Origin of the sequence: Arthrobacter sp. USHLN218 (assembly GCF_037144715.1) — a bacterium.
GTDB lineage: Bacteria > Actinomycetota > Actinomycetes > Actinomycetales > Micrococcaceae > Crystallibacter.
The window spans coordinates 24,729-49,018 of record NZ_JBBCYT010000012.1; the positions used below are offsets into that span (position 1 = coordinate 24,729).

Genomic DNA, 24,290 nt, shown 5'->3' on the forward strand with positions numbered 1-24,290 from the left:
TCGTTCCCTGATGGTGCGCTGGGAAGAGGGAAATCGCAGTTCTCCAGATCAGCGGAAAGGGAGTCGCGGATGTCCAAACAGATTCTTTGGGTCTGAAGCAATTTTGTGCGAGGGGACTACCGACAATGGCGGCGCAGGAGCCCGCCGTAGAGCTGCAAACCGGCTAGGATTTGGGCCATGAGTGTCGACTGGACCCGCGATGAAATCATTCTCGCGTGCGATCTGGTCCAGCGAAATGGCTGGAAGGGCATGAACCCTTCCCATCAGGACATTCGCGAATTGTCCCGGTTGCTAAAGGCGAGCCCGCTGCACCCCGTTCAGGACCGGGATGACAAGTTTCGCAATCCCAACGGCGTGGCTCGTAAGACGTGGGACATCGCCACGCAGCACCCTGACTATCCAAAAAAGCGCACCAAGGGCAACCGGCTTGACCGGGAAGTGCTCGAAGATTTCCGCATGGACCCGCAAGGAATGCGAGCTGCCGCCAGGGAGATCAGGATAGCGATCGAACGTCAGGAGGTTCCCACGCTTTTTTGGCTGGAGCCCGAGGGCGATGACGAGGAAGGGGCTGTTGAAGGACGGCTTCTCTTGGCCCGTCACCGCAGACGTGAACGCGATCCCGGGCTTCGCCGGAAAAAAATAGAGGCACACCAGAAAAATGGCCAGGCAACCGTGTGCGAGGTCTGCTCCTTCGACTTCGGGACAACGTACGGTTCAAGGGGGAAGGATTACATAGAGGTCCACCATGTGCTGCCGCTCCACGTCTCAGGGGAGACGCGCACGAAACTGGGCGACCTCGCGATGCTGTGCGCCAACTGCCACCGGATGATTCACCGTGGAAGGCAATGGCTGACGCCGGCGGAGCTGAAAGACCTGATTGAACGGATTCGAGCAGGACTTCCAGAGGCAGCCATGGAGGAGTCTACCGGGCCTCAATTAGTATGAGGTCATGGCTTCTGGAACTATCTACGCTGCCGAATCATCCCTGCTCGCGTGGAGCCGTCCCGACGAACCGGAACTGGCATGGTCTCGCACGCCAGTCCGGCCGGGAGTGTACAAATGGTTCCTGATTGGGGAGCTGCCTGCTTCGTTTGACTGGCCCAGCCTGCTCACCCCCATTAGGCAGGGGGACTTGCTGTATGTGGGAAGAGCCACTAGTCTGCGTTCCCGCACCAAGCACCATAAGCATTCTTCAGCAAAGTCGACGTTGCGCAGGACCATCGCGTCCCTAATGGGCTTGCAAGCCGTCTGGCAGGGACGTTCAGCTCATCCCCGCCTGATCCAGGAACACGAAACAGCTCTGAGTGCATGGATGAGCAACAACCTCGCCCTGTCCTATGTCGCGCTCCCGTCAGCGGATGAAACGAAGCCCTTAGAAGAGGAACTCCGTCTGATGAGTAAGCCCCCCTTCAACAGGGATGGGCAGACGGCGGAGCAACTGCACGTTAGCCGCTGCGCTGCTGCTATGCAAGGCAAAGCTCTGGGAGCAAAGTCCCTTTAGTACACTCAGCCTTCCGCTCAGGGGCTTAATAGGGCATTGCGCTGAGGACCTCGAAAACCGAAATAATTCATGAGGAGCAGGCTTTTCGGCGCTTCGATAGTACGCCAAGAAGAATCTGGGCCAAGAGGGTTGGGCGTCGAATCCATGGTCGTAGAACCGGACGCCGCCCCGATCCTCGACGACCGGATCCTCGCTTGGCTTCGGGACTGGGCCGGGGCCGCGCCGTTAGGGCCGTTGACGGTCGAGGTGAAGTACAACCACTTGGTGAAGTAGGAGGATCTGAGGAAGGATGCTGCCCTCGTTGTTCATCAACCGGAAAGCGTCGAGGGGCCTGTTTCCGCGCACTGATTTGACTCCTGCTTCCGGTCGGTCTGCGACAACGGAATTCACCGGTTCCAAGAAGGCGTCGGTGCTCTTGGCCTTGCTCTGGGTGAGTACCCAGCGTGTGCGCAGCGCAGCCATGCCAGCGGTCGTGCCCCCATCCCCACACCATCACCGCGCTGAATGCGGGTAGGACCCTGACCGCATTCAGCTCCGCCAAGACCGCATCGCGGGTTGAGTGGCGGCTGACTCGCTCGGGAAGACGGTCGAGGAGCGACAGACACTCTGGAAGGTCGTGCATTTGGTCAAGCCACGGCTGCTTCATCCAAGAGAATGTGTTCTGGGGTCGGGCTTCGCCATCGAGGGCTTCCGCCAGCACGGCGGGGATGCGCGTGCGTCATATGCCCATCCTCGCCCAGTGCAGGGACATCCTCTCAGCGCGCTGGCATGTCATTGGCGGGAATCAGAATGTGGCAATAACACCGTCCCGAGGAATACGCTCACATCATGCCTCAAATCAACGCCAGTCATGAGCCACAGCTACTGAAGAACGCCCTTGACTTCATCACCCGAGCTGTTGAAGAAGTCAGCGTTGATTCAGGACAGAGTGAAGAAGAGAACAAATATGCTGTCCTATACATGGCGTCAGGAATTGAAGTTCTCCTGAAGGCCCGGCTAATTAGGGAACACTGGTCGCTTGTGTTTGAGGATCCAGGCAGGGCCAACCTTGCCAACTTCCATTCGGGCAACTTCATTAGCGTTCAGGTCTCCAAGGCCGGAAAGCGCCTGAACGATATATCCGGTTTGCAGTTAGAGCTAGACCAAATCGACAGAGTTTTTCAACTGAGGAACAGGATCGTCCACTTTGCTCCCGCTGCCGAAGAGGAGGCGGTGCGAGTGATTTTGGCCCGGGCGCTCAGCTTTGTCACGAATTTCATCGAGAATCAGCTGAAGCCACACGTTCAGCAAGAAGATTTGCCCAGCGTTGAACAAGCTCAAGCTCGCATTCGATTCACGTTTTCCGAGCTTCGCGACTTTGCAGAAAAACGAATGATGCTTCTAAGGGATGGGGATCTTAGAGGAGAGGTTGTTCTGGAATGTCCTCGATGCACGCAACCTGCGCTCGTGACTGGACTGGGCAACGACCCGAAGTGCTTCTTCTGCCACTATGCTCTCCCAGCTACCGAAATGGCCCATGAGTATCTCTCTCAGGTCGCCCATTTTGACTTCTACTACGAAATCAAGAGCGGTGGCGACGCCCCCATTTACAACTGTCCGGAGTGTGATATGCCTTCTTCGCTGGTAGGCCAGGTTACTGTAGTTGGCCAGCCTGACGTGGATCTTGTTTGTTTCTCCTGCGGGCACACCTTTACAGAAGAAGAACTAACCGCATGCGAAAGATGCGGAAGCAGGATTTATTCTGCGGAGGATGACTGGCGGATCTGCGCGGACTGCGAATCCTATGGATTTGGATAGGGCAAGTCATTCACGCCTGTAACTCGTCTCGTGTGATGCTCGTCGTGCGGAGATGCGCGGAACCACGACCTTCAGGTTCCGTTTAGCGCCATCAATCCGCATGCTCTCATGACTGAGTAACGACGCGATTCTTCCCCCATCAAGGACTGCCTCCTTGTCCAGATGCACGGTCACTGACTCTTGTTCGTGTACGGCGTCGTAAAAGTTACCGTCTGGCCACATCCTGTAGACGATGGCGCGCACATCTTCAGCGATGAAAAGCAGTTTCGCTTCGACGAAAACCACGAGATACACGGGTTCTGGCGCAGCAAACCAATATTCGAGATGTTCAACTTTCACACTCACGCTAGCCTCCGCTGCTGCATCGAACTGCTCAGCGGAAAGGGTGGCGACTCGCTTTCCTTTGGCTTGGAACCAGACCCGCGTATGGGTGGACTGGAAATTATTACCCGGGCCCTCGAGGAATAGGTGAAGGCCAGTATCTATCGCGGCGTGATCCCGAGGACATTCGACTTGAATACCGTCATTGGCCAGCGGTGCACCAAAGCTGCGCCATATACCTATTCTCGAACTGATCATGTTGACCTTGCAGTGGCATTCTTACATGGTTACACGAACCCGAAGGAGCACGGCCCTATCGCTACCAGGGCCCCGGATGAACCTCGCCCTTGCTTATGGATGTGGGGGCACAAAATCATGTTTGGCCGGGGCCGGTCCCTCTGAGGATGCCCTCTGCACCCCACCAACCTCTTGCTTAAAGTGCAGAGGGGGGAGATGGCGGTATTTGACACCCAATGGATCGTCATCGAACACGCTGAAATCAACGAGGTTGACGGAACCTTCAGTCCATTTCTTTAGCCGTTCCGGCAGATCCAGCACTAGATGGCTGCTGATCCCTGACGATGAACGTCTCGGTCTACGCCGACTGGATGCGGCACGAATTGCTAGAATTGTGGGCAGTTCGGGCCAACAACGAGTCAAACCATTCACGAGTTCATGCTCATTGTCCTGTCCTTCGGTAAGTGCTAGCACGACGTACGAGAGCATTTTTCGTACCACTTGTTCGAAGTTCGTTGGATGATCGAGAGCGATCCAGCTGCCTCTGTGTGCCTGTACATACTCCAGGGAGTCGCGGAGTCGCGAAATCACCATGTCAGGGAACCGTGCATTCTGGTTCAGATCCTCTACAAGGCCGTTGATGATCAGCTCTAGATGGGGGCTCGGAGCAGTGCGCATCCCGGTGTTGAAAACCCCGTCAATCATCCACCAAGCCACGCCGGGCACCCACCCGTAAAGGCCATAACACACGAAGTATTCCCAGACTTCCTCCGGGTTCTTTGCCGTCAATCCTTTACCTAGGAGCCAGTTCACGATGACTGGGTCTGAGAGCGATGCGAGTTCATCTGCGTAGGCTTCCAACATCTCTTCTATAATCGGAGCCCAAATTCCGGTGAATCGGTTACCCGATCCGGATAGCTGGAGACTGGACCACCCATAAAGAAATTTTCTCCGCGCAAGGGAGCCCGACGCAGGGCGCAGGTATTCGTCTTGGAAATGATCCCTGGCAGGCCCGCTTATTTGCAGCAGAGCAGTGAAAAGCTCAGCGTCTAACGTTAATTTCCAGTCTCGCATAATGAGCTCGAAACCTTTGGACCGTGCATGAGGTGCCAAATTAGCGCCGTCCATCAATCTAAGAAGAAGAGCGGGAGGAGCCGCATCTTGGCAGAGACTGCTGAAGACGTTTGTTGCACCGCGGGTGCGGGTCTGATCGAAGCTTTGGATGAGAAGCTCGGGCAGCACGGAAGTACTGTCCTTTTCATAAGCTTTCCGCAGCCGCCCGGCCATATCACCCGCGTTTTCTGCTTCCCGTGCGAAGGCCTCTGCGGCGAAAAATTCGTAGAAGGTTCGATGGGTAAAAGAAAATATTCGATGGCCCCCGTGCTTACTGGTGCCGGTGACGCCCAGAAGCCACGCGCGTCCCGCGCAGAAGTCCAAGAATTCGCTGGCAGTTGATTCCGCTTTGCTTTGCAAGAAGCCAAGGTCTGACACCATGTAATTCGAGAGGGTCTTGATGATGACTTGCTCTTCCAGACCCGCCTGTGCCGCGGACGAAGTGTAAATCCACCGAGCGATTTCTTCCATCAGTCTGTCTGTATAGTCCGGCATCACCTCGAACTGCTTTATCTGCCGGTGGGCATCCCATTTATGGAAGAGTAGTTGCGCGCACTCTCTATAGATGCCTCTCCTATTTGCGGGGATGGCCCCGCTGTCACGGTACAGAATACAGAGCAATGACAAGAGAAGGGGATTGGATCGTAGGTCACTGACTGCTTCAGATTCTGCAAGGAAGTGGTCGACCAAATGACCCTTGTTGTTCTTTTTGAACCACCTATGGCAATACTCCTCGACTTGAGTATAAGTGAATTCCTGAAGTCTTACGCTGCGGAAGACCTTCGTGTTCAGAGGGGCGTTTACATAACCCACCTCTCTTGTGGTGACAAGGATGGAGGTTGATGGAAACTGTGCAGTAAGGCGGTGTATGCGCTTCACCATGTCTTGGCGTCGCGGCAGGTCGGTTATCTCATCGAGCCCATCAAATATCACAGAGATTTTGCCAGTCAACAGCAGCGCTTCCAGCGCGTCATCTGACACCGGCTGAAATTCAGCTGTCAATTGCTTGGCTGCAAAGCTGACCAACGAACCAGAGAATCCCTCTCGGGCGTAGTCGCGGCATTTTATTACCACACTCGGTAGAGCAGGATTGCGTAACTGGGGATTGGCTAAGCCAGCGGTGAGGAACTTTACGAATGTTGATTTGCCAGCTCCGGGAGAACCCATGATGAGCACTCGAAAGGGGACCCCGGACGATACTAATCCTCCTGAATCTTCGGTGGCTTCTGAGCTGACGTCAATGAAGTCACGGCTGACATAGAGATCGTCGAAGCTCACCTGGTTATCTACTTCGGCATGGCCAATGATTTGTTCTTGATCCCCGGCTAGGATTGACTCGGCGAGTTCGCCGGAAAGCTGGGCAGTTCGTCTGAGAGTTTCTAGGTCGCCTGTAAGAGCCAGCAAGCGACCTACATATGCCCGGTGAGCCCCCTCGTTTTCTTGACCCCTTAGCGGGGTCGCAAGAAACTCAGAGTATGCCTCGATCTCTTCGTGTAGTTCCTCCGAGTGTTTAGCGTCAGGCAGTACACCCCGAAAAAGTTCGACAACCGAGTCGAAAATTGCGTCGCCCTTAGGAGCCCACTTCAGCTCTGACTTAATTCCCCACCGCTTGCACTCGTTGAGAAATCCGACGCGAGCACCATTCACTACTTCCTCAGCGTCGGAAAGAACTGTCCCGACAGCGAGAAGCGCCAAGATCGGCTTGACCGAATCGCTTTCGAGGAAAGCATGTATATCATCGACTTCAGCAGCAGAAAGCAGCACGTCTTTGCCTGAAAGGGCACCTAACTTCAGCCAGCTCTGGTCGATCGTCCCGCTCAACCGGGCACGGCGATATGCAGACCGGACACCTTTGGTCGCGGTCTGCATAAGACCCACGGTTCCGTTGGCTATAGAGACAGATGCAGCGACGGCACTAATGGCTTCCATACAGGAACTTTATCCAGCGCTGCTGCACAGTTGATGTTGCCGTGCTGGACCACCTGCAGTGTCGTCTTGGAAGGGCTGCCAGTAGGGGCGTCTAGTAGCTCGACGTGCCCGTCCTGGGTCTATTGCCTTGAGCGCATCGAGTGTCCAGCATGGCAGCGCGGCATCACTCGCACGCCTTCAGCGTCCTACGGGCGGGATTCCGCCTGCGACGACGTGCATACTTCTTCACAAACGGACCGTGGGCCATACGGGGGAACTCTGTGAGCTCGATCGCTCGAGGCAGGAGAGAGGCTGCCGAGGCCGGCTATGCTCCATCCGCTGTCACTGCTGCGGCTTGGCGCAGGTACTGGTAGACCGTCTCTCGACTGATGCCGTAATCCCGAGCCAGAGCGATGCCCTCGCGCTGGCGCTCCGTGATGAGCGAGCGTTCGAACTCGGATGTTCGTTTTGGTCTAGGGTGCTGACCCGAACGTACCCGATCCGCTGCCCCGTCACTGCGCCTCCGACCCTTGATTGTCAGGTTGAAATCTAAGAGTTTCTAAAGGGAGTGTCACGATCGACGCGGTCAGGTCCGCGGCCAGCTCCGAAACGACGACGGGGTTGCTACTCATGAAGAAGGCCTTCAGAAGTCGTCCCGGTGGCGAAAACTATTACGTACCGCCCGGCAAAGGGTAGGGGGTAAGGCTCTTCACTTCGCATGGCAGCTGGTATCGGAAGCACCACCTTCGCCTGAAACCTCTGGAAAAGCGAATTTTCAGTGTGGGGAAGGGCCGAGCTATGCAGCTTTGGCGCTAGACAGCACGTGCAGTTCAATCGACTCGCTCCGCTCTTCGAATGTACCGCACGTGCTGTTTGGTAAGGACGGGCAGAATCAGGCTGCGCGGAAAACGGTCAGAACCGACGCCGGCGAAGCTGGGTTACGTTCTCCTTGATGGGAGGGTTCTGCAAGTTCACTATGGCCTCAATCAGTTCCGTATTGTGCGCCTTCAACGATGACATTTCGGATTTCAGGCGCTCGATCTCGTCCAGAGCGGCAATAAGCCGTGTTTGCAGCGACTCTTGAGAGCCGCCGGAACTGGCTTTTCCGCTGGAAGCGAGCGTGCGGGGACGTTCTCTTCTAGCCCTGTCTACGATCTCCAATGCCTGGGGCGTGGTGTAGATGAAGTTCCGGGACACGCCTGCCGCTCGTGCCACGGATGCAACAGTCACGGCTTCGCCCCTGGAACGCAGTACCCTGACTCCGTTGCGGACAGCAGAAATGCATTTGGCCGTTCGTTGTGATGCGTGCTCCGCCAGCGCGGAGGGCTTCATCGACGCGTCAGACATACGTCAGCCTACGCCTGCCGGTCTTGGTTCCTCCAAGGTCTCCAGCTTGTCAATGAGGTGCGTAAGCGCTTCAAACGGTTTGGTGTTCTTTTCCACTATCCGCTGGTAACCTTCCCGCTCCGCGAGCTCGATCATCTGCCGGTGTTCTTCGCGTTGCTCGCGTAGGACTGGCAGGTATTCTGGCGTGGTCATGAACAGCGGACAGGTCAAGCAGGCATTGGCATGTTCGCAGGTTTCATTACAGGGCATGCCGCAACGGCCATTGGGCAGGGCCTGAGAGGCTCCGCCCATGAAGGCGTGCGTCCAGGCGGCCTCTTCCAAATCGCTCATGGGAAAATCGACTAGGTCGCCTGTACGATTCACGGCACGCATCTTCTCCCACTCCTCCCGGACTTTCTTCTCGCTCATTCGAGCGTAAATCTCGGTAGTGCTGAGGCTCTTATGGCCTAGTAGCTTCTGGATGACAGGCATGGGAACGCCCTGCTCCAGCCAGTCCGTGGCGTTCTGGTGTCTAAACATGTGCGGGGTCACGGACACAAGGTCTCCCGCAGAGTCGCGCAGGTCGAGTAGTTCGACGTAGTCCTTGAGTGCATTGTTGACGAGCGTCAGGGTGAGCACACGGTCTGGATCCTTCCGCACAAATAGCTTTGTAGCGTGCGGGAACCGTGCGCGTTTGTGCTGAATAAACTCTCCGATTGTTCCTGCCAGCTGGGGACTGATAGGTATGCTTAGAGGCTCAGCACCCTTTGTATTCATGTAGCGGAGGGACCATTTGTCGTTTCCTACGTCGATCAGGCAATTCATGGAAATTCCGTAAACCACATCACGTCTGCGTAGGCCCGTCTCGGCAATGATATTGATCGCCATCCTGAAGTCTGGATCTTCAATCAGTTTCAAGTTGTCGGGGTGCCGCAGGCGGGCAGCATTCTGCTGCCCCATGAGTTGCGGATCGTTCTTTTGGGGGCGGGGCCTTTCATGACGGAGCCAGCGCACAGACCTGGAAATATCAGCCCATTCGTTCATGCTGGCTTCTTCGATGAATACCGAGATATGGCTGACGATGGCGCCGAGGTATTTTTCACTGTACGTTTTTCCATCAGGCATACTAATCTTGCGCAGGTAGGTAAGGAAATCCAGCAGGTTCTGCCGTTCCAGGTTTCTCCACGAATTGACGCCGATGGAGCCGAGCCAGCAGCAAAAGAGTGTCATGTGCGAGACAATGCTCTGAATGTACGACGCGGTCCCAGCTTCGGCTTGGATACGGTAGTTCATTCACCGCAGAATCGAGGCCCGGAACTCTTCGTTTTCTATCTGGTTCAGGTTCACAAATGCGGAACCACCTCCCGATCCCATACCCAGATGCCTGCGGGTAGGTTCGACACCCTGGAGTTCACACAACTCGTCGAGCGCATCCAGCAGGAATGCTTGGGCCGTATCGCTGTAACCGCCGCATGCGGCAGTAAGGTCGCAGATCGCGATGCGGTTGTACCGCAGTTCTACTATTGACCGGCACGGATTTTTGGCGAGTTCTCGCGCCAAACGATTCAGTACTTCAGGTTTGGTAGCCACGTCACGCTGCCCCCGCCGGTAAAGGCCGTAAGCAAGTTCCATCTGCAGGACTTCGTTCTGCGCGAGGGCAACGTCGAAATGACCTAGGGTCGACCTTCCGTCCCGGTGGTTCCGGACCGGCCCTGAGACGGACGCAGCCCATGCTTCAACTTCCAAGCCGGGACTTTCTCGCAGAGTCCGGCTGAAGTCCTCCCCATGTGGCCGGCAAAGATCAACATTGGTGCGCTTGCTGATGCGGATGCACCCGGACACTATGCACACCTTGCGGGAGTACCTGCCGGCAGGATCTGCAGGTATGGACCCTTCAAGAAACTGCTTTGGGAGGCGCGAGAGCAACTCCCTTAGATAATCGCTGGCTTGTTCAAATGCAAGATTACCTGTCATCCCAAACCCCCGCTTCCATGAGTGCTTTCCTGGCGTCATCAACCTCTAAATGCAGGTACGTGTCAATGGTCGTGCTCACTGAGGAATGCGTCACCAGATATGAGACGACTTCCATGGGGACTCTGGCGTTAAGGAGCCGGGTGACAAACGAATGTCGGAAGGTGTGCACCGACCAGCCTCGAATGCCAGTCTTCTCACGGATCCGCTTGACGGTTTGTTCGACGGATTTGTATGACAACGACGCACCGTAGCGTCCGTTCCAGAGGTTCACGAATACGAAGTCCGAATCAAGCATCTTGTATTCTGCGTGCATGTAGGCCGCATAGAGGCGTATGACGCTTCCTCTGACGGGAATGTACGCATACTTCGGGCTCTTATTCCTTGCTTCCACGCCAGGTTGGACGTCCCTGCGAAGTATCCGAACGAACGATTTGGGAACATTGATGTCCGAGTGCCGAAGGAGAAGCAATTGGCCAATTCGCAAGCCGGTCTCGGCCAGCAGGGTGAACATGAACTTGTCTCGCAAGTTCTCTGCTGCATCGGTAATGGCAGCAATCTCGTCATTAGTCAGCACCGGGAGCGGTGAACGGCTCACAGACAGGCGCGGTCCGGCTGTGACCACCTCTTGGCCTTGTTCCGTCAAGAAGACCCTGCGGCGCCTGGCTGTGCGGAGCAGTCGAGGATACACCGTATCGTTGGCAGCGTCGTATAGAAAACGGGCAAACGAGACAACGGCCGCCAAGCATCGATTGACCGTCTGGGCGCTCCGAATCCCCTCGGGATTTGACGAACGCACCACTGTCAGGGACGGTGTCCGCAGGTACGCAATAAAGGAACCCAAAACCTCATTCGTCACTGCATTCCAAGCAATCTGCTGCAGCTCCATGAAGGTATAGAAGTGGGCTAAATCGGATGCATAAGCCTTGACCGTATTGTCAGAACTTTCCGTCTGAGACAGATGGCGCAGGAAACGGGACACCTCTGCGATGGGTAACCCCCGCTCGTCTAACACGGCCCACTTCTCCCGAAGGTTCACTCTCCTCACCTTCGCCATAGGTGCCTCATGGAGGACATGTTAGGCAACCGTGTGTCATCAGGACACCCCCAAGAGTCATCGATGACGTCGATGACGTGCTGGGTTCGGCCTAGAGATAACACCTGTCTTGTAAACAGGGGGTCGCCGGTTCGAATCCGGCAGGGGGCTCCGCAAAACCCCTTTTGACTAGGCAAAACGCCAAGTTGGAAGGGGTTCTTCTTGTTCAGAAATCGCTCACACCGAGAATATTCGGTCCGGCCCCGCCGGGGAGATACTGCTGGTCAATCCGGCCAGCGGCAAGGAGAACTTCGAGATGGGGGCCGGGTTCGTGGGGACACTGGAGTTGTCCGCAAAGAACTGCGTGATCGGTGTCGATGGCAGGGGAGTGAAGTACACGCTGATGTTTCCGGCCGACGCCCGTTTCGGCGACGGGGAGGATCTGACGGTGCGGCGGTGCGCGAATCCGCCCCGGGCCGTACGCTCATGGCGTTGCGAGATATTTCGACGTGCAGGAGCAGCTCGACCATCAGCTGGAGGCCGTGGTGGATTCCGGCGAGTGTGGATCGGAACCAACAAACCGTGGTGGACTTCTTTAGTGGCTGCGGAGGTCGTGCGGCGCGGTGCCGGAGGCCCCTCCCCATTCGAGTAACGGCCCTGGTTCCGTTTTTCCTGCTCCTTAAGAGCCATATCCATCACCGACTGATGGCGGTTTGCCCCGGGGCCGCTAGCCTTGGCGTACTTGCTGCATTTTCAGCTGCCATGCAGTGCCTGTGGCGCCATCCGGCAGCGGAAGGGACGAGTGTGAAATGGAAATTCCCGGCGTCGGCCAAGGTAACGACGACACAGCCGCCATTCAGGCAGCCATTGATAATGCGCCGAGTGGCGCCAAGCTGCGGTTGCCCTCCGGGCCGACGTGCAACGTGAGCAGCTACGTGAACATTGCCAAACCATTGACTCTCATGAACGGCAGGATCCAGGCCGGCTCCAACAATCAAATATTCAATGTGACCAGCAGCGGCGTGCACCTCGAAGGGATTGAGCTCGTCGGGGCTGGACAAGCCGGTACCTACACCATCGGCAACAACCTGATCAATGCGGTTGGCAGCGAGCAGAACCCGTTGAGCGGTCTCACCATCCTCCGGTGCTGGCTGCACGACACCAGCGGAGAGGCGATGCGCCTGACCTGGCTGCGGAACGCGGACGTGGCCCAGAACTTCGTCGAACGGGTGCGCTATGCCGGGATCATGGCTGTTTCCATGAAAGACAGCCGTATCCATGACAACCTGGTCCGGGACGCCTTCGCCCACGGCGGGGTCGTGGCCAACAGTTACGGGATCGCGCTGACCGACGTCGGCAACTATGAGGCTGCCCGGTCCGAGCGTGTCAACGTGGACGGCAATGTGATCCTGAACTTCCCCGAGTGGGCCGGGTTCGATACCCACGGCGGAAAGGCCCTGACCGTTGCGAACAACATCGTGGTCAACTGTCGGCAGGGGCTGGCCATCGTCCTAGGCAACAGCACCAGGGTCATGCCGCCGCAGGACCTGGTTGTCGCCGGAAACTACGTCGACGGAAGGAACATCGCCGGTGGTTACGGCATTTCCCTCTTTGGCAAGAGCGCCGCGGTCAAAGGCTCAGGGACCTTCACGGGAAACCGCATCGTCAACTGCGTCGGGCCGTGGAATACCGACCCACAGTCCACCTTCATCGATTGGGACAATTCGGCCTGGGCCGGCAACACTCCCGAGCTGTACAGCAAGGGCGAAAGCTGGCAGAACTTCCCCGTGCCCGGCGGAGGGCTCTCACCGCACGCTACCAGCCTGCCGCAGTACCGCAAGATCGGCAGGCAGGTATTCCTGCGGGGGGCGTTCATCCGTACCGTCGGCGGGAACTTTACGGCAAACTCCTTCGTCACCGTTCCCGGCTTCCTGCCTGCCGGCTATCGGCCCACGCAGGATGCCAAACCGGCGGCCGGCGGCACCACTTACCAGAACTCGTCGTTGGCCCATATCCAGACCAGTGGACAGTTGCGCATCCGCACAGGTAACACAGCCTCCAGCGAGATCTGGATCGACGGCGTCAGCTGGTTCGTGGACTAGGGTGTGTCTCCCAATGCCTGGGGAGGGGGAGCGGGCTCGGCTGGCGCTGCCGGGGCCTCCCCGGCTGACCCCGTGCTATCACCGTCACTGCTACCGCCGCAGCCCTCGGTAGCGAGAACCAGAGCTGCGGCTGCGGTGGCCATCTTGAGCCGATATTTGGTTTGCATGTGATCCCGCGTCTTTTCGGTGCGGTGGCAGCAAACGTAAATCCCGAACCTGTGCTCGGGTAGGGCCTAAGGTCAGGTGGCCTAGACAACCTTGCTGCCGACTGACTAGAGGGCAGGGTAGAAGTCGTTATGAGCGAGGACAGGAGCACACCAGGAGCCTCCGGCAAGCGAGGCGGTTACCGGAGCCTCAGTGCCTCAGTCCACTCAGGTTTGCCATGAATCGGATGTGGATGACCGCGTTCGTGATTTCGGCGATCCGCCGATTGGCCAAACTATCGTGGAGTGCAGGCGGGTTTCTACACGCTCGTCTGTCCTCTTCGTCAGTGGACGGAAGCCCACAGACTTTGCGCCGACGATCCGATGTTTTTGCAGTGTCGCCTGTCATCGGGGCAGGACCTCGTCCGAGAGCTCGGGAGGGCCGGTGAAGTAGACCATGTAGTCTGCGGACCCGCCTTCCACGGGGATGAATCCGAAGGACTCCCAGTAGGAGCGCACGGCTGACTTGACTGCGCCCTGCTCCGGAGTTTCCTCCTCGGGTACGTCGTGTTCCAGCGGCGGTGCAGCACACAGCGCGACGAGGGCGACGCTGCGGCCAATGGTAGCCAGAACAGCCAACAGCACGTGGTGGCCGAGCCATTGCCCCCGGTAGGGCGGTTTGATCAGCAGACTGGACAGGATCATTAGATCGCCACCGAGATCCCTCATGCCGGCCGCATCCAGGAGGTCGGGGTGCAGCACCCCGAGGATGTTGCCGAACGATGCCAGATTCTTGTCGACGTCGAGGGTGCTGGCCAGATCGATGCGCCCGGCGTCCGGAACCGTGTAGACCATGGCGGAGCCAATGCTGTGCTCTTCGACGGCGTCGTTCTCCGCGAAGACCTCGGCGTATATGTTGATGCGCCACGCCAGGGGGTACGTCTCGGGTGATTCTTGTGCGTCGGGCACACCCAGGTACGTCAGCCGGTAGGAGAGGATCAGGTACTCAGGATCAACGTCGATCATGGCTGTCCCGTTTCAGTGGTGTGCCGTCTGGTAGGACAAGTGTAGGGGGCAGGCGTGCGGCGCCAAGGCTGGGGACACGCCGCCACAATGCGTCGTTTTGCTGATTAAACGTGCTATATCAGGGCATCTGCACTTACACTTGCTGACCATGGGGAAAGTACTTAAACCATTCATGGCGCTCGCAGTCCTGGTTGTCCTGCTCTTTTCGGGCCTTAGTCCCGCAGCGGCCATCACCAGGAGTTCCACTGATCCGGTGGTCAAGGAGATCCTTGCGCAGGTGAACAAATACCGCGCCGAGAACGGACTCTCCCGTGTGGTGTGGAACCAGGGCGTCGCCAACGTGGCACAGGAATGGTCCGAGGTGCAGAACACCCGCATCAACAAGGGCACCTACAGCCTCGAGACGATCCACCGCTCCGGCTACGGCACCCAGCAGATCCCGTCTGGCTTCGACTACGGCACGGAAATCATCGCCTACAACAGCACGCCCAAGGCGATTGTCGACTGGTGGATGAGTTCCCCGGTCCACCGTTCAATCGTGCTGAGCCCGAAGGCGACCGACATCGGGATCGGCTACATGAAGACGACGAAGGCCGGCTGGTACGGACAGTACTTCGCGGTGGCCAATGTGGCCGGGTATCCGACCACGCGAAGCAGCCTTCCGCCGCACCCCGGCGGCGGCCAGAGTGCCACCGGGGGGACCATCAGCCCGGGCGACATCGCGGCGGTAGATTCCGCCGGCTACCTCTACGTTTATCCCTCCGCGGGCGGCGGAGACCTCTGGGACCGCACCTACGTCTCCGGCGGCTGGCAGGGCGCCAAGGAAGTCGAAACCGCGGACTGGAATTCCGACGGTGTCCAGGACATCGTGGTGAAGTGGAGCAACGGGCGCCTCACCGTCAACTACGGGCGTTCCGCAGGAGGCTTCGATGCCGCCTTCACCATCGGGTCCGGTGGCTGGGCCGGGTATGACATTCTGGTCACGGACTGGAAGCAAGCGGACGCGTATCCGGGGATCGTCGCCAAGAATACCGCGACCGGGCGGCTCTACTACTATGCCAATCCGTCCGGCACCAAGCATGGAGCGAGGAAGCAGATCGGCACCGGCTGGCGTTCCCTCGAGATTTTCGCACTGGATTTCGATGCCGACCGCAGGACCGACCTCGTCGCCAGGACCTCTGCCGGGCAGCTGAAGCTTTACCGCGGCAACGGCGCTTCCGGCTTCATCTCCGAAACGCGCCGCACGGTAGGCAGCTCCGGATGGAACGCCATGGACCATCTGACCGCCATCGAGAACCACCTGGGCAACGGGTTGCCCGGGATCCTGGCGCGCGACCGGTCCGGCAACCTGCACCACTACCCTGTCGCGGGCAACAGGATCAAGGGACGCGCGACGATCGGCGTCGGCGGCTGGAACGGGCTGCTGCTCGGCAGCTGAGCCGGAGTTCGGTCAGGAGGCCTTGGCCAGCGCCGGGTAGTGTGCCCAGGCGCCATGGTCCACCTCGAGGACGCCGCCGTCCTCACCATAAAGGATGTTGACGGCTTCGCCGAAGTGTTCGCAGCCTTGGTCGGGACACGCCTCCGACAGGTCGCCGGCATACTCGTTGGCGAAATGCTGTTCCCACTCGTCCACCTTGGCCATGGCCCAAGGGTCGCCGGCCTCGGCGAGGCTGACCAGCTCTTCGATGGCGTACCGGCGGCCGCGCTGCGGGTGGGCGGCCGCTTCGGCTGCAACTGGGGTGATGTTCTTCGTCGTGCTCATGGTCCCAACTTAACGCCGGGCTCTGACAGCTTCGGCCCACTGCCGCGGCGCGTCCGAAATGCGGCCGGCCGGGTCCGGGGAGCCGGGAAATGTCTTGACGCCGCGGCGGGGGAGCTGGCTGGACGGCGGAGAGTTGGGCTTGGTCGCAGAGAGTGGGCAGCAGCGTGAAGCCTGCCCGGGGAAACCACACGCCATCCTGGCCCCTATCGACTCTGGCGGTGGCCGCCGTCGTCCTCGCCGCGGGTGCACCGCGCCGGTCAACCAGGAAGAGCCGCCGGTCACGCAGTCCTCCTCCGCTGGCCCTCGTCGACCTGATCCTGACCAATGAGCACGTCATCCGCGGCGCGGACAAGGTGGAAGTCGGCGACGTGGTCGTGTCCCTGGCCGGCCAGCCGGTGGAGACGCCCGAGGACCTGCTGGTGGTGCGTCGCGGACACGCTCCGGATGAGAACGTGGCCGTGGAACTCAGCCGAGGCGGCCGGCAGCAGGACGTGAAGGTCAGGCCGGTCGACCGGCCGGTGGGCTAGGGGCGGGTCAGGCGACGCCGCGGCTGCGTCCGCCGAAATCGCTGGCGATGGCCTCCGCTGCCTGCTGCAGGCGGGGCAGCACGGTTTGAGCGATCTCCGCTTCCGGCAGCCGGTGCGTCTGCAGGGAGACGTTCAGCGCGGCGATGAGGTCATTGCCGCGCCGCACGGGTACGGCCAGGCCGCGGAGTCCGTCGTCGAGTTCCCGCGAGACCAGTGACCAACCGAGTTCTGCCGCACGGTCCACCTCGTTGCGCAGGGCGTCGATGCTGGCGACGGTATGTTCCGTGAAGGGGGTCAGCTGGATGCTCTTGTAGTAGGCCTCGCGGTGGGCCGCCGGCAACCCGGCCAGCAGGATGCGACCCATGGATGTGGCCCAGGCCGGGAACCTCGTGCCGACGTTCACCGAGACGCTGAGCAGGCGGGGCGCCGCGACGCGGGCGATGTAAACGACGTCGGTGCCGTCCAGGATGCACAGCGAGGTGGTCTCGTTGAGATCGACGGCGAGCTGGCGCAGGTGCGGCTCGGCGATCTGCGGCAGGGTCAGGTTGGCCAGGAAGGACGCGCCGATGTCCAGGGCCCGCGGCGTGAGCTCGAAGTGCGTCCCGTCGGTGCTGACGTAACCGAGGTCGGCAAGGGTCAGCAGGAACCTTCGGGCGGCGGCGCGGCTGAGGTCGGCCTTGGCCGCGACCCGGGTCATCGTGAGCCGCGGCTCGTCGGAGGTGAAAGCCAGCAGGACCGCGAAGGTCTTCTCCACTGACTTTACGTAGTAGGCCGGTTGCTGCTCGGCCGGCTCGGTCACCATATGCTCCTCCGATGAATCATGCTCAAAGGCCCGGGGGCCGAGAGCTAGGATACAGCGGCGCACCCCTGCCGCCGGATTCGGCCTAGCCGCGTCCGTGCCGCGTGCGCGCGTACTGGGCGGCGAGCCGCACCGGCGTGTTGGGCGCTCCGTAGCCGTCGTAGCCGGCCCTGCGCTCGACGACCTCGAAGAACACATTGCCCACCGTGGCCGTATAGAAATGCAGGAACTCTCCGTCCTCGTCCCGGTCGTACAGTAGGTTGTACTGCTGCAGCGTCTCGAGGAAGCCCTCCTCCAGCCTGAACCGGGCCTGCAGGTCCGCGTAGTAATTGGCGGGAACCGGCAGGAAATCCAGCCCGCGTTCCAGGGCGCGCCGCGCGACGGCCACCAGATCCGTGCAGGCGAAGGCGACATGCTGCGGGTAGCCCGGGGCCGACGCCGGATGCTCCAGCGCCAGCGGGGCGATATTCAGCGCGAGGCGGATCCTGCGGTCCTCCGTGCGCATGACCTGGCTGCGGACGAGGCCGATCGGGCTCGGCACTTCGGTTGACGCCTGCCGGTCCAGCGAGAGGGTGCTTTCGTAGAAGAGCACGGCCTCGTCATAGTGCTGCCACGGCTGGGCCAGGTTCACGTGGTCCACATGGGTGATGAGGCCGGCGGCCGGCACCCCCGCGGCGTAGTACGGTGCCCCGGTCCGGGGGTCGAATTCCTTCATCCAGGCCACGGTGCCGTCCCCGGAGGCTTCGCACAGGAAGATTTCGGTCGAATCGGGCGCAGAAACGGCCTGCAGCACCTCCTCATCCGCCTGGCTGGGGCGGAGAACCGGGGTGGCCTTCAGCTGTACGGCACGGGATGCGGCCGCCACCGGGTCCTCGACATCGAACCCCAGCGCCGCGATGGTGGGTTCCATCTTCCGTGCCTGCTGTTCGTTGATGATGATGCGAGCCTGCCCCTGGGTCCACAGCTGGACGGGCTTTGTCCGGTGCCGGCCGGCGTAGCCGAAGCCCAGCTGGTACAGCAGTTCCTGCACCTGCGCGGTGTCTTCGGCCTTGACCTCGGTGAAGTTGAATCCGGTTGGGTCGTCCACCTTGGGCAGCGTCGCCAGTTCCATGGCGTAGCGGCTTCCCTGCCCGTCCGCCTCCTGCAGGTGCAGCAGGGTCTGTTCCTCGAGCCAGATCAGCGACCGCATGGCGTCGACGGCGGTGCGCACCTCGTCGGTCTGCCGGAACACGTCGTTGAAGATTTCCAGCGAGACCGGGCCGTCGTACCCGGCGCGGACCAGGTGTCCCATGAAGCCGGCCAGGTCGAAGTCGCCCTCGCCCGGAAACACCCGGTGGTGCCGGCTCCAGGAGAGGACGTCCATGCTCATGCGGGGGGCGTCCGCGAGCTGGACAAAGAAAATCTTCTCCGCCGGAATCTTTTCGATGCCGGAGGGGTCCCAGTTGCGCGAGAGGATGTGGAAGCTGTCCAGGCAGGTGCCGAAGTTCGGCAGGTCGACCAGCTCCGCAATGCGCCAGGCGTGCTCGAAGTCGTTGACGAACCTGCCCCAGGCCAAGGCCTCGTAGGCGATCCGGACGCCGTGCTTCGCGGCCAGCTGGCCCAGCCGGCGCAGCTGGGCGGCGGCGGCCTCGTCATCGTCAATGGTGGCCGTGGCGACGTTCGTGCACAGCAGCATGGTGTCGATGCCCAGCTGGTTCATCAGCCTGAACTTGGCCTCGGCACGGTAGAGGTTGGCCTCCAGCAGGTCCTCGCCGACTCCTTCGAAGTCGCGGAAGGGCTGGTAGAGGTCGAGGCTGAGCCCGAGCTCGTCGGCCAAGGCGCGGATCCGGGCGGGGCTGCTGGGGGAGACGAGCAGGTCCTGCTCGAAGATCTCGATGCCGTCGAAGCCTGCGTCGGCGCAGGCCTGCATCTTCTCCTCAAGCGTTCCGCTGAGGCAAACGGTGGCGATGGAGGTTCTCATGCTGCTGCTTTCCGGCCCGGGCCTAGCGGCCTTGCCCGATCAGTTCAAGGAAGTGCTGCCGCATGCGGGCGGCGTCCGGCGCGATGCCGGTGATCAGCGCGAACGCGTCGACCGCCTGGCCGACGGCCATATGCCCGCCGTCGAGCACCCGGCAGCCCTTGGCCGAGGCGGCCCGGACCAGTTCGGTTTCCACCGGCCGGTAGACGACGTCGGCGACCCAGTGGCGCGGCTGGAGCAGGTCCGCGTCGATCGGGAGGCCGGGATGGCTGTGCATGCCGACGGGGCTGGTGTTGACGAAGCCGTCCGCCTTGGACAGTGCATCCGCCAGGCCGTCACGCCCGGCTGCGGCCACCTGGCGGCCGGGGAAGAGCTCGGCGAGGGCTGCTGCGCGGGTTGCCACGCGAGCCGGGTCGAGGTCGATGAGGGTCAGCGACTGCACGCCGGCCTTGAGCAGGGCATACGCGACGGCGGATCCCGCCCCGCCGGCGCCGAGCTGCACGACGTTATCCAGCGTCGCACCGGGCAGCCCGTGGGCCAGGCCGGTGCCGAATCCGGAGAAGTCGGTGTTGTGGCCGATGAACTTTCCGTCCCGGACCAGTACGGTGTTGACGGCCCCCAGCCGGGCGGCGTCGTCAGAGACCTCGTCCAGGTGGTCCAAAACCAGCTGCTTGCACGGGTGGGTGACGTTGAAGGCGTTGAAGCCGAGGTTCCGGCCCTGCCGCAGCAGGTCTCCGACGGACTCTCCCGGGAGCCCGATCTCGGTCAAGTCCACCGGCCGGTACAGGTAGCGCAGGCCGTGATGGTCCGCTTCGCGCTCGTGCATCGGAGGCGTCAACGACGCGCTGATGCCTTCGCCGATGAGTCCGACCAGGTATGACTCGCTCACAGTGCTCATGCGAGGTTCGCTTTCTGTTGGCGGGCATTAAGTGCCCGATTTCACGGCCTGTTCGATTCTTGCACAATTGTGCGTATATCGCACTAGCTGGACGGACTGATTTTGCCGGCCTTGCAGGCTGCTGTGATACGCGCTACCTTTACTCAGTGTTCGATCTACGCGCAGTTGTGCGTATGGCGCACAACTTGTCCCGCCGAGCCTTCGAGCTGCCGGACCCCCAACCTCCCCGTACACCAAGGACTTCTCATGAGTGCACCGATGCAGGAGAGCGTGGAACACGCGCGGACTCCCAAGAAGGCGGCGCTGGCCAGCTTTATGGGCAGCGCGGTCGAGTACTACGACTTCTTCATTTTCGGATCCGCCGCCGCGCTGATCTTCCCGCATGTGTTCTTCCCGGACGAAAGCGCCCAGGCCAGCATCATGTCGCTGGCCACCTTCGGCTTCGCCTACATCGCCCGGCCCATCGGTGCCGTCTTCGTGGGCCACTTCGGCGACCGGATCGGCCGCCAGAAGGTCCTGATGTTCACGCTGGTCATGATGGGTGCCGCGACGTTCATCATCGGCTGCATCCCGGACTTCAACACCATCGGCTGGTGGGCCCCCGCGATCCTGGTGCTCTGCCGCCTGATGCAGGGACTGTCCGCGGCCGGCGAGCAGGCCGGCGCCAGCTCGCTGACCTTGGAGCACGCGCCGGACGACCGGCGTTCCTTCTTCACCTCCTGGACGCTCACGGGCACCCAGGGCGGCCAGATCCTCGCCGCGCTCGTCTTCATCCCGGTGGTCGCGCTGCCGGACGAGATCAAGTACAGCATCGGCTGGCGCATCCCGTTCTGGCTCTCGGCGATCGTCGTCCTGGTCACGTACTTCATCCGCCGCTCGCTGCACGAAACCCCGACGTTCGAGGCGGCCAAGGCCAACAACGAGATCGCCAAACTGCCCGTCGGCGTGCTGCTGAAGAACCACTGGCGCGACGTGCTCCGCGTGATCTGCTGCGCATTCATCGCCGCGGTCTCCACCGTCTACGGCACCCTGGCCATCAAGTACGGTTCGGAGGTTGGCAGCGTCGACGAGGGCATCACGCTCTGGCTCGTGGTCGCCGGCAACGCCGGTGCCCTGTTCACGCAGCCGCTCTTCGGCACCATCGCCGACCGAATCGGCCGCAAGCCGGTCTTTATCTACGGGGCCGTCGGCAGCGCCGTGTTCATGCCCTTCTACCTGCTGTCGATGGAGTCGGGCAACACGCTGCTGCAGTTCGCGCTGTCCGTGCTGACCTTCTCCTGCGCCTACGCGGCCGCCAATGCGGTGTGGCCCTCCTTCTACGCCGAGATGTTCAGTGCCAAGGTCCGGTTCTCCGGCCTGGCCATCGGCACCCAGCTGGGCTTCCTGATGGCGGGCTTCGCTCCGTCCATCGTGGCCGCGATGGGCGGCATCCAGGAAGGCGGCTGGGTCGCCACCAGCCTCTTCACCGCCGCGATCTGTGCCGTTGCCGCAATCTCGGCGCTCACCGCCCGCGAAACCTACAAGGTTCCCACCGCCGAACTGGGGGAGCGCCAGGCCGTCACCGTCTAGCCGCCGCAACCTGCGCGTACGACGCCGGGAGGAGACTTTACAGCGAAAGTCTCATCCCGGCGTCGTTGGTTAAGCGCACCTGGGGGTGCGGCGCGAATCAGCCGGCAAGCAGCTCGCGGACCAGGGGCGCGACCTTCGTGCCGTAGAGCTCGATGCTGGCCATCAGCTTTTCGTGGGGCAGGGTGCCCAGGCTGTACTTCAGGTCGAAGCGGCTCAGGCCCAGGCCCTTGGCGACCTTGGCGATCTTGGCGGCCACCGTCTCCGGGGAGCCGACGAAGAGCGCCCCGTCCGGGCCTGCCTCCGCCTCGAACTGGGCCCGGCTCATCCGGCCCCAGCCGCGCTCGCGGCCGATGCGCTCCTGCATGTCCGCATAGGGCAGCCACATTTCCTCGCGCGCCTGCTCGTCCGTGGCCGCGATGTAGCCGGGGGAGTGGGCGCCGATGGGCAGCCGTGGCCGGCCGAACTGGTCGAGGGCCCGGTGGTAGAGATCGGTGAACGGGGCGAAGTTCATTGGGGCGCCGCCGATGATGGCGAGCATCAGCGGCAGCCCGTAATGCGCGGCGCGGACCACGGACTCCGGGGTGCCGCCGACCGCGATCCAGGCCGGCAGCCTGCCCGAGCCCGTGGGCGGATAAATCCGCTTGTTGTCCAGCCGGGGACGGGTGCGGCCGGCCCACGTGACGGCCTCCTCCTTGAGCAGTTCCGTGAAGAGCTGGAGCTTTTCGTCGAAGAGGAGGTCGTAGTCTGCCAGGTCCAGCCCGAACAGCGGGAAGGATTCGGTAAAGGAGCCGCGGCCGAGAATGATCTCGGCGCGGCCGCTGGAGGCGGCGTCGAGCGTGGAGAAGCGCTGGAACACCCGCACCGGGTCGTCGGAACTCAGCACGGTCACCGCCGAACCGAGGCGGATGCGCTTGGTTTGCCCGGCGATGGCGGCCAGCACAACGTCCGGGGCGGAGACGGCGAAGTCCTGGCGGTGGTGTTCGCCGATGCCGATAAAGTCCAGGCCGACTTCGTCCGCGAGGACCGCCTCCGCAATCACGTTTCGGATCACCTGGTCGTGCGGCAGGAGGGCCCCTTCGGGGCCCGCGGTGACGTCGCCGAAGGTGTCCAGGCCGAGTTCTAGTGTCTGTGCCACGGAGGCCGGGCCTTTCTGTCGAATGGTTGATGCATTTGCATCTTATTGAACCGCGCGGGGGAACGGGCTATTCCGCCGGACACCGCCGGCGGGGCCGGGGCAGGAATACCCGCGGCGGGGCGGCGTTGTGCCATGTGTGCAGCTACCGTCGATTCCCCTCTCCATCCTGGACCGAGCCAACGCCCGCGAGGGCCAAACGGCGGCGGACGCCCTGCATGCCACCGTGGCCCGGGCGCAGCGGGCCGAGCGGCTCGGCTACCACCGCTTCTGGGTGGCCGAACATCACGGCGTTCCCGGGATTGCGGGTTCCGCGCCGACGGTGCTGATGGCGGCGGTGGCGGCGCGGACCGCACGCATCCGCGTCGGCTCCGGGGGCGTCATGCTGCCGAACCACCAGCCCTGGTCGTCGCGGAGCAGGCGGCGACCCTGCAGGCGCTCTTTCCCGGACGGATCGACCTGGGGCTGGGGAGGTCTGTGGGCTTCACCCCGGCGGTCCGGTCCGCCCTGCGCCATGACCGGGACGCCGCCGACGCGTTCGCCGACGACCTCGCCGAGCTGCTGTCCTACCTGCGGGGAGGCGCGGCAATCACGGCCCGCCCGGAGGATCGCGGGGCAACACCGCCGTTCGTGCTGGCGACCGGAAAGGGAGTGGACACCGCCGCCAAGGCGGGCCTCGCCGTCGTTGTTGGGGGTCCTGCCTTCAGCGGGCGCGCCTCCGCGCTGGCGCTCGGCGCGCTGGAGCGCTACCGGCGGAACTTCCAGCCGTCCGCCTACTACTCCGAGCCGTACGTGATCGTCTCGGCCAACGTGGCGGTGGCGGAGAGCGCGGACGCAGCGGAAGAACTGCTGCTTCCGGAGGCGTGGGCGATGGCACTGTCCCGGACCTGCGGGGAGTTTCCGCCGCTGGCGCCGGTCGAGGCCATCAGGGAGGCGAAGATGTCGCCGCGCCAGCAGCAGCTGGTAGCGGAGTCGCTGTCTGCGTCGGTGGCCGGAACGGACGCGGCGGTGGCGGAACGGCTCGGCCGGCTGCTGGACGCGACCGCGGCCGACGAGCTGATGGTCACCACGAACACCTTCGACACGGACGCGCTGGCCGCGGCCGACCGCCGCCTCGCTGGGCTATTCGGGCTGGCCTAGCCGGCGCTGCGGCGGGCGGGAAGCG

General features: G+C 61.5%; 20 protein-coding genes, 1 tRNA gene and 2 pseudogenes. 10 read left to right on the forward strand and 13 right to left on the reverse strand.

The features are described 5' to 3' along the window. The first annotated feature begins 177 nt into the window (after window positions 1-177). From WFH44_RS20245 to WFH44_RS20255, 4 genes are all read left to right on the forward strand, one after another. Window positions 178-945, forward strand: coding sequence for an HNH endonuclease (locus tag WFH44_RS20245; protein WP_336716283.1), 768 nt, complete (start codon window positions 178-180; stop codon window positions 943-945). A 4-nt stretch (window positions 946-949) separates the two neighbouring features. Beyond that, on the forward strand, window positions 950-1,501 hold the full coding sequence (locus tag WFH44_RS21480) for a GIY-YIG nuclease family protein (RefSeq protein WP_442892943.1): 552 nt from the start codon (window positions 950-952) through the stop codon (window positions 1,499-1,501). A 144-nt stretch (window positions 1,502-1,645) separates the two neighbouring features. Next, the gene (locus WFH44_RS20250; protein WP_336716286.1) at window positions 1,646-1,774 is read left to right on the forward strand and encodes a hypothetical protein; all 129 of its coding nucleotides are present in this window, start codon (window positions 1,646-1,648) and stop codon (window positions 1,772-1,774) included. A gap of 555 nt (window positions 1,775-2,329) precedes the next feature. Then, window positions 2,330-3,298 (forward strand): hypothetical protein, encoded by a 969-nt coding sequence (locus WFH44_RS20255; RefSeq protein WP_336716289.1) that lies wholly within the window; start codon window positions 2,330-2,332, stop codon window positions 3,296-3,298. 6 nt (window positions 3,299-3,304) lie between these two features. Here WFH44_RS20255 and WFH44_RS20260 read toward each other — a convergent pair whose 3' ends face one another. The 7 genes and pseudogenes from WFH44_RS20260 to WFH44_RS20290 form a co-directional block, all read right to left on the reverse strand. Further along, window positions 3,305-3,877: a DUF4365 domain-containing protein gene (locus tag WFH44_RS20260; RefSeq protein ID WP_336716291.1), complete on the reverse strand. Its 573-nt coding sequence runs from the start codon at window positions 3,875-3,877 to the stop codon at window positions 3,305-3,307. Between the two features lie 93 nt (window positions 3,878-3,970). Then, complete coding sequence (locus WFH44_RS20265) at window positions 3,971-6,898, reverse strand: NACHT domain-containing protein (RefSeq protein WP_336716293.1); 2,928 nt, start codon at window positions 6,896-6,898, stop codon at window positions 3,971-3,973. A gap of 304 nt (window positions 6,899-7,202) precedes the next feature. Then, window positions 7,203-7,337, reverse strand: a pseudogene (locus WFH44_RS20270) (recombinase family protein); the annotation flags it as partial. A gap of 452 nt (window positions 7,338-7,789) precedes the next feature. Further along, window positions 7,790-8,224, reverse strand: a complete 435-nt coding sequence (locus WFH44_RS20275) for a DUF6262 family protein (RefSeq protein ID WP_336716295.1) — start codon at window positions 8,222-8,224, stop codon at window positions 7,790-7,792. Between the two features lie 3 nt (window positions 8,225-8,227). Further along, the gene (locus WFH44_RS20280; protein ID WP_336716297.1) at window positions 8,228-9,496 is read right to left on the reverse strand and encodes a tyrosine-type recombinase/integrase; all 1,269 of its coding nucleotides are present in this window, start codon (window positions 9,494-9,496) and stop codon (window positions 8,228-8,230) included. Then, window positions 9,497-9,949: a hypothetical protein gene (locus WFH44_RS20285; RefSeq protein ID WP_336716299.1), complete on the reverse strand. Its 453-nt coding sequence runs from the start codon at window positions 9,947-9,949 to the stop codon at window positions 9,497-9,499. 217 nt (window positions 9,950-10,166) lie between these two features. Continuing rightward, window positions 10,167-11,213 carry a tyrosine-type recombinase/integrase gene (locus WFH44_RS20290; RefSeq protein ID WP_336716301.1) on the reverse strand — a complete coding sequence of 349 codons (1,047 nt, stop codon included), beginning with the start codon at window positions 11,211-11,213 and terminating at the stop codon, window positions 10,167-10,169. Window positions 11,214-11,314: 101 nt separating this feature from the next. Here WFH44_RS20290 and WFH44_RS20295 point away from each other — a divergent pair. Then, window positions 11,315-11,378 (forward strand) — tRNA-Thr (locus WFH44_RS20295). A 641-nt stretch (window positions 11,379-12,019) separates the two neighbouring features. Further along, window positions 12,020-13,312 carry a right-handed parallel beta-helix repeat-containing protein gene (locus WFH44_RS20300; protein ID WP_336716303.1) on the forward strand — a complete coding sequence of 431 codons (1,293 nt, stop codon included), beginning with the start codon at window positions 12,020-12,022 and terminating at the stop codon, window positions 13,310-13,312. 548 nt (window positions 13,313-13,860) lie between these two features. Here WFH44_RS20300 and WFH44_RS20305 read toward each other — a convergent pair. Next, window positions 13,861-14,481: a hypothetical protein gene (locus WFH44_RS20305; protein WP_336716305.1), complete on the reverse strand. Its 621-nt coding sequence runs from the start codon at window positions 14,479-14,481 to the stop codon at window positions 13,861-13,863. A gap of 172 nt (window positions 14,482-14,653) precedes the next feature. Between WFH44_RS20305 and WFH44_RS20310 the strand changes: the two genes are divergently transcribed. Continuing rightward, window positions 14,654-15,919 (forward strand): CAP domain-containing protein, encoded by a 1,266-nt coding sequence (locus WFH44_RS20310; RefSeq protein WP_336716307.1) that lies wholly within the window; start codon window positions 14,654-14,656, stop codon window positions 15,917-15,919. 12 nt (window positions 15,920-15,931) lie between these two features. Here the strand turns inward: WFH44_RS20310 and WFH44_RS20315 are convergent, their stop codons facing one another. Then, the gene (locus tag WFH44_RS20315) at window positions 15,932-16,243 is read right to left on the reverse strand and encodes a hypothetical protein (RefSeq protein WP_336716309.1); all 312 of its coding nucleotides are present in this window, start codon (window positions 16,241-16,243) and stop codon (window positions 15,932-15,934) included. 218 nt (window positions 16,244-16,461) lie between these two features. Here WFH44_RS20315 and WFH44_RS20320 point away from each other — a divergent pair, with 218 nt between their 5' ends. Then, window positions 16,462-16,770: a hypothetical protein gene (locus tag WFH44_RS20320; RefSeq protein WP_336716311.1), complete on the forward strand. Its 309-nt coding sequence runs from the start codon at window positions 16,462-16,464 to the stop codon at window positions 16,768-16,770. A gap of 7 nt (window positions 16,771-16,777) precedes the next feature. On the opposite strand, the gene WFH44_RS20325 is transcribed toward WFH44_RS20320, so the two are convergent. From WFH44_RS20325 to WFH44_RS20335, 3 genes are all read right to left on the reverse strand, one after another. Beyond that, window positions 16,778-17,572, reverse strand: a complete 795-nt coding sequence (locus WFH44_RS20325; protein ID WP_336716313.1) for an IclR family transcriptional regulator domain-containing protein — start codon at window positions 17,570-17,572, stop codon at window positions 16,778-16,780. A gap of 82 nt (window positions 17,573-17,654) precedes the next feature. After that, window positions 17,655-19,529 carry a bifunctional sugar phosphate isomerase/epimerase/4-hydroxyphenylpyruvate dioxygenase family protein gene (locus WFH44_RS20330; RefSeq protein WP_336716315.1) on the reverse strand — a complete coding sequence of 625 codons (1,875 nt, stop codon included), beginning with the start codon at window positions 19,527-19,529 and terminating at the stop codon, window positions 17,655-17,657. A gap of 22 nt (window positions 19,530-19,551) precedes the next feature. Continuing rightward, entirely contained in the window at window positions 19,552-20,424 is an 873-nt protein-coding gene (locus WFH44_RS20335) for a shikimate dehydrogenase (RefSeq protein ID WP_336716317.1), read from the reverse strand. Window positions 20,425-20,670: 246 nt separating this feature from the next. Here WFH44_RS20335 and WFH44_RS20340 point away from each other — a divergent pair, with 246 nt between their 5' ends. Next, window positions 20,671-21,993, forward strand: a complete 1,323-nt coding sequence (locus tag WFH44_RS20340) for an MFS transporter (protein ID WP_336716319.1) — start codon at window positions 20,671-20,673, stop codon at window positions 21,991-21,993. Between the two features lie 97 nt (window positions 21,994-22,090). Here the strand turns inward: WFH44_RS20340 and WFH44_RS20345 are convergent, their stop codons facing one another. After that, window positions 22,091-23,128, reverse strand: a complete 1,038-nt coding sequence (locus tag WFH44_RS20345; RefSeq protein WP_336716321.1) for an LLM class flavin-dependent oxidoreductase — start codon at window positions 23,126-23,128, stop codon at window positions 22,091-22,093. A 223-nt stretch (window positions 23,129-23,351) separates the two neighbouring features. Here WFH44_RS20345 and WFH44_RS20350 point away from each other — a divergent pair. After that, a pseudogene (locus tag WFH44_RS20350) lies at window positions 23,352-24,265 on the forward strand (MsnO8 family LLM class oxidoreductase). Window positions 24,266-24,290 lie beyond the last annotated feature (25 nt).

What these genes read in the sequence shown, in the direction of transcription:
- WFH44_RS20310 (WP_336716307.1), top strand. Translation starts at nt 14,654, where the DNA reads ATGGCGCTCGCAGTCCTGGTTGTCCTGCTCTTTTCGGGCCTTAGTCCC.
- WFH44_RS20245 (WP_336716283.1), top strand. Translation starts at nt 178, where the DNA reads ATGAGTGTCGACTGGACCCGCGATGAAATCATTCTCGCGTGCGATCTG.
- WFH44_RS20305 (WP_336716305.1), bottom strand. Translation starts at nt 14,481, where the DNA reads ATGATCGACGTTGATCCTGAGTACCTGATCCTCTCCTACCGGCTGACG.
- WFH44_RS20265 (WP_336716293.1), bottom strand. Translation starts at nt 6,898, where the DNA reads ATGGAAGCCATTAGTGCCGTCGCTGCATCTGTCTCTATAGCCAACGGA.
- WFH44_RS20315 (WP_336716309.1), bottom strand. Translation starts at nt 16,243, where the DNA reads ATGAGCACGACGAAGAACATCACCCCAGTTGCAGCCGAAGCGGCCGCC.
- WFH44_RS21480 (WP_442892943.1), top strand. Translation starts at nt 950, where the DNA reads ATGGCTTCTGGAACTATCTACGCTGCCGAATCATCCCTGCTCGCGTGG.
- WFH44_RS20335 (WP_336716317.1), bottom strand. Translation starts at nt 20,424, where the DNA reads ATGAGCACTGTGAGCGAGTCATACCTGGTCGGACTCATCGGCGAAGGC.
- WFH44_RS20260 (WP_336716291.1), bottom strand. Translation starts at nt 3,877, where the DNA reads ATGATCAGTTCGAGAATAGGTATATGGCGCAGCTTTGGTGCACCGCTG.
- WFH44_RS20280 (WP_336716297.1), bottom strand. Translation starts at nt 9,496, where the DNA reads ATGAACTACCGTATCCAAGCCGAAGCTGGGACCGCGTCGTACATTCAG.
- WFH44_RS20255 (WP_336716289.1), top strand. Translation starts at nt 2,330, where the DNA reads ATGCCTCAAATCAACGCCAGTCATGAGCCACAGCTACTGAAGAACGCC.
- WFH44_RS20275 (WP_336716295.1), bottom strand. Translation starts at nt 8,224, where the DNA reads ATGTCTGACGCGTCGATGAAGCCCTCCGCGCTGGCGGAGCACGCATCA.
- WFH44_RS20300 (WP_336716303.1), top strand. Translation starts at nt 12,020, where the DNA reads ATGGAAATTCCCGGCGTCGGCCAAGGTAACGACGACACAGCCGCCATT.
- WFH44_RS20325 (WP_336716313.1), bottom strand. Translation starts at nt 17,572, where the DNA reads ATGGTGACCGAGCCGGCCGAGCAGCAACCGGCCTACTACGTAAAGTCA.
- WFH44_RS20330 (WP_336716315.1), bottom strand. Translation starts at nt 19,529, where the DNA reads ATGAGAACCTCCATCGCCACCGTTTGCCTCAGCGGAACGCTTGAGGAG.
- WFH44_RS20250 (WP_336716286.1), top strand. Translation starts at nt 1,646, where the DNA reads ATGGTCGTAGAACCGGACGCCGCCCCGATCCTCGACGACCGGATCCTC.
- WFH44_RS20340 (WP_336716319.1), top strand. Translation starts at nt 20,671, where the DNA reads ATGAGTGCACCGATGCAGGAGAGCGTGGAACACGCGCGGACTCCCAAG.